The organism is Tabrizicola sp. (assembly GCF_031377265.1).
Taxonomy (GTDB): domain Bacteria; phylum Pseudomonadota; class Alphaproteobacteria; order Rhodobacterales; family Rhodobacteraceae; genus JAUYQR01.
Genome location: NZ_JANMET010000156.1, coordinates 1 through 4,449, shown reverse-complemented (window position 1 = coordinate 4,449; position 4,449 = coordinate 1). Strand labels below are relative to the sequence as shown.

The following is a 4,449-nucleotide window of genomic DNA, read 5'->3' as shown; positions in this document are numbered from 1 at the left end:
GCCGCCTGATCCGTCAAACCGGGTGATCGTTACTTGTTGAATATTGACTTTGTCGCCAATCCCCATCTCGTCAATCAGGCTGAGAATGGCGGTTGAACGGCTTTGCGGTGCGTGAATGAGGGTAAGCATGGTGTTCTCCTTTGCGTTTTCCATGGGCATAGTCATACTGAACCCCTCCTGTCAGAAACCGTCAGTAGCCTATGGCCCGCGCAGACCGTCTTTTCCGCCTGCTCACCGCACTTCGGATATTGCCACAGCCGGTCACCGCGGCGCGGCTGGCCGAAGAAACCGGTGTGTCGGAACGGACGCTCTACCGTGACATTGATGCCTTGCGCGCAGGGGGTGCCCTGATCGACGGTGCCGCAGGCGTGGGCTACACGCTGACCGAAGATCCCGCCCTGCCGCCGCAGATGTTCACAAGGCTGGAGGTGGAGGCGTTGGTTCTGGGCCTCGCCGAAGTGCGTCTGGCCGGTGATCCGGCGTTGGCAAAGGCGGCTGAGGCGGCGCAGGCCAAGATTATAGCCACCCTGCCCGAACGGGTGCAGCGCCAGGCAGTACACTCGGTGCTGCAAACCTACCGGTTTGAGCGGCGGCCACCTGCGCCGCCGCATCTGGCGATGATCCGCGAAGCTGCATGGGACGAACGCGCGCTGGACATCCGCTACCGCGACAAGGACGGCGGGGTGACGGACCGGCGCATCTGGCCGCTGAGCGTGGTGTTTCTGGACCGTGAGCTGATGTGTCTGGCCTGGTGCTGCCTGCGTCAGGATTTCCGCCGCTTCAAGCTGGGGATGATGCAGGCGGTTGCTGCGACGGAGGAAAGCTTTCGCCCCCGCCGGGTGGCGCTGTTGCGCGAGTTTCTTGAGGGGATCAAGGCAAGAGGACCCCGATGAAGCGCTAGGACCCGACGCGTCCGCGAACGCCGCCGGTTTGGCCTCGGTCAAGGAGCAGATGGTCAAGGAGCACGCAGGCCATCATCGCCTCGCCCACCGGCACCGCCCGGATGCCGACGCAAGGGTCATGGCGGCCCTTGGTGACAAGGTCGATCTCCTCGCCAGTGGCTGTCACCGTCTGGCGCGGGGTCAGGATCGATGAGGTCGGCTTGACCGAGAACCGGCACACCACCGGTTGCCCGGTCGAGATGCCGCCGAGGATGCCCCCCGCGTGGTTGGAGAGATACTCCGGCCCATTTGGCCCCATGCGGATCTCATCGGCGTTTTCCACCCCGGTCAGGGCCGCCGCCGCCATCCCCTCGCCGATTTCCACGCCCTTGACGGCATTGATCGACATCATCGCCGAGGCGAGGTCGCTGTCGAGCTTGCCATAGAGCGGCGCGCCAAGGCCGGGAGGAACGCCGGTCGCGGTAACTTCGATCACCGCACCCACCGAGTTGTGAGATTTCCTGAGGTCGTCGAGGTAGACGGCCCAGTCAGCGGCTGCCTGCGGATCGGGCGTCCAGAACGGGTTGCGCGCGATCTCGGCTGCATCAAAGCGGGTGCGGTCGATCCGCTGGGTGCCCATCTGAATCATGTAGCCGGTGATCGAAAGGTCAGGCAGCAATGCTGCCAGTACCTTGCGGGCCACACCGCCTGCAGCCACCCGCGCGGCGGTTTCACGGGCCGAAGACCGCCCGCCACCACGATGATCCCGCACGCCGTATTTCTGGTGGTAGGTGATGTCGGCATGACCGGGCCGAAAGCTTTGCGCGATATCGCCGTAATCCTTGGACCGCTGGTCGGTATTTTCGATCATCAACTGGATCGGGGTGCCTGTGGTCATGCCCTCAAACACCCCTGACAGAATGCGCACCTCATCTGCCTCTTGCCGCTGGGTGGTGAACTTGTTCTGTCCGGGTTTGCGCCGATTCAGCCACGGCTGAATGTCAGCTTCGCTGAGCGCCACGCCGGGGGGGCAGCCGTCGACGGTGCAGCCGATGGCCGGACCGTGGCTTTCGCCCCAGGTGGTGACGCGGAAAAGATGTCCGAAGGTGTTCAGGCTCATGACGCGGCTCCCTGCGCTGGCTGAGGCATATGCCATGATCTTGCGGGGATAAACCGGAAACTGCGGGAAAGTGGGCCGAACCCCGGAGGGTTTCACACCCTCCGGACCTCCCGTGGGATATTTGGCGAAGAGGAAGCCGGATCATGGCAGGTTTGCAGAAGGGGCGGTTTGTCGGATCTGGGTGGTCAGATCGTGAACATCAGGCACCCCGGCGATCCGCAGCACGGAAAGGCCGAGTGTTACATCGACGGCGCCGGCGGGGCGGCGGGTGATCCGGGGCGGTTTTGGCCAAGCGGACAGGTCATAGATCTGTTCGGAGGTCCATTGGCTGACGAGGGTGACGCCGCCGTAAGCCGGCATGAATACCACCGCACCGGGACCGGGGTCGATGTGGTTGATGCCTGCGCCGGCGTGGACGGTGTCATTGCCGCCGCCGAGGCTGATCCGGTTACGGCCGGGGCCGGTGTGCACAACCGACGAGCCGTCGCCATCGATTACCTCGTCGTTGCCGTGGCCAGCGTAGATCAGGTTGCGCGCCTTGGTGCCGATGATGGTGTCATCGCCGGTGCCGCCATCCAGCACATCGCGCCCACCGCCGCCGACCAGACGGTCATTCCCCGCCCCGCCGTAGAAGAAGTGGCGCGAGGATTCGAGCGCTGCGATGGCTATCAGCTGGTCGTCACCATCACCGCCATGAAACGTTGCACCGCCGTATTTGGGGCCGATCATCACGTCACTGCCGCGCGAGCCGCGCACATCGGCGGTGACGCGTTCGGAGGTCTCGAAGGTGATCGGGCTGTCGGGATGCGCGACAATGCGCAGGGTGCGCCCTTCGCGCTTGGCGGCTGCCGGGTCTTCGTTGCGGGCAACCACGGTGGCCACGCGGATATGTTCGACGTTCATCGGACAGTGCATTACATAATCACCCGGTCCGCCCATGTACCACAGTGTGTCGGTGCCGCCATCGCGTGCCTCGCGGATCTTTTCCACTTCGGCGCCATAAGCCCAGTAGTTGTCATTGCCGCGCCGCCCTTCGAGCACGACCGACCCGTCGACGGCCATCATTGCATTCACCCCGTCAGCCGGGTTTTCAAAGCCGCGCAGGTCGAGGCCAAGGTCTAGCGCGCCGCTGACTAATTCCTGGCGCAGGAAGGCGAGCGGGGCGGTGGCTGCGAGGTTCGTCGTCTCGCCCGGGTCGGCGACCACATCGTAGACATGCTCTTCGCCGTTGGGATAGCGGAAGTAGCGGTATTGGCGGTAGCCGTTCACCGAGGGGCGGACCGAAAGGGTGCCGAAAACCGATGTGACGGGCGACTTGGTATCGTCGAAGGTGCCGAAGGACGGGTCGATCAATGGCAGCAGGCTTTGGCCGGACACCCAGTCAGGGCGCGGCGGCAGGCCGGCAAGCTGCATTATCGTCTTGGCGAAGTTGTGCAGCGACACCGGCAGATCTTCGACGCGCCCGCCGTCCATCCGGGGGCTGTAGATCCCGAACGGCACGTGGGCGGCGCTGTCCCACTGGCTCATCTTGTGAAAGCTGTCGTGGTTGCCGAGGTTGAAGCCATTGTCGGACAGAAACACAACAGTGGTGTTCTGCCCCAAGGGCGAGGCCTCCAGCGCCGCAAGGAAGCGGCCGATTTCGTGATCGACATGGCTGATCGCGGCAAAATAGGCGCGCACGACCTGACGCCAGCCTTCGTCACCGGCCTTTTCCGGCGTCCAGTTGCCGTTGGCAATATAGGCGGCCTCGTAGACGGCAAAGCCCGGTTGCGGGCCGTGGTAATCCTCGGCGGCGGCAATGGTGGGCCAACGGATCGCGGCCGCATCGTACTGGGCATAGAAGCGGTCGGGGCATTCCAGGTTGTAATGCGGATGCTTGAAGCCAAGCTGGATCAGATGGCGGCGCGACGGATCGGCGCGACCCAGAAAGTCGATTGCGTTCTGCGCGACGGAATGATCGTAGAACCGGTCATCCTGCGCGCCGTCATCATCGGGGTGGTTGATGCCGGCGATGCCCGGGCCACGGTCGAGGTAGTGCTTGATCCTGGTGCGGGTGCCCTTGTCGGCGGCGGGCACGTCTTCGTGGAACAGCACCCGACGATAACGTTCCGGCATCGGGCGGTAGGTGGCGTCAACCTTGCCGGTGGTGAAGGTATAGAACCCGGCGCGGCGCAGATCATAGGCCCAGGCCTTTTGCGGCGGCAGGACCTGGCGCCAGAAGCGGTTCAGGTCAACAAGGCCGGTGCGGAAGGGCGAGAGGCCGGTGGCCAGTTCCGCGCGGCACGGGGCACACAGCGGGATCGTCGCGTAGGCATTTGAAAAGCGCAGGCCGCGGCCAAGCAGCCGGTCGAGATGCGGGGTCTGGATTTCGATGCCAAAGGTGTTTCGCCAGGTGAAGACATCGATCATGTCATCGACCCAGATCACGCAGATGTTGTCTGCGGCGAT

At 64.1% G+C, this 4,449-nt stretch carries 3 protein-coding genes; 1 reads left to right on the top strand and 2 read right to left on the bottom strand.

Annotation, left to right across the window (positions count from 1 at the left end; translation table 11 throughout):
- Positions 1-200 precede the first annotated feature (200 nt).
- On the top strand, positions 201-893 hold the full coding sequence (locus RMO18_RS08800; RefSeq protein WP_309665303.1) for a YafY family protein: 693 nt from the start codon (positions 201-203) through the stop codon (positions 891-893).
- A 4-nt stretch (positions 894-897) separates the two neighbouring features.
- On the opposite strand, the gene aroC is transcribed toward RMO18_RS08800, so the two are convergent.
- Positions 898-2,001 (bottom strand): chorismate synthase, encoded by a 1,104-nt coding sequence (aroC, locus tag RMO18_RS08795; RefSeq protein WP_309665301.1) that lies wholly within the window; start codon positions 1,999-2,001, stop codon positions 898-900.
- 141 nt (positions 2,002-2,142) lie between these two features.
- A complete protein-coding gene (locus tag RMO18_RS08790; protein ID WP_309665300.1) occupies positions 2,143-4,449 on the bottom strand; it encodes a sulfatase-like hydrolase/transferase in 2,307 nt (768 codons plus the stop codon).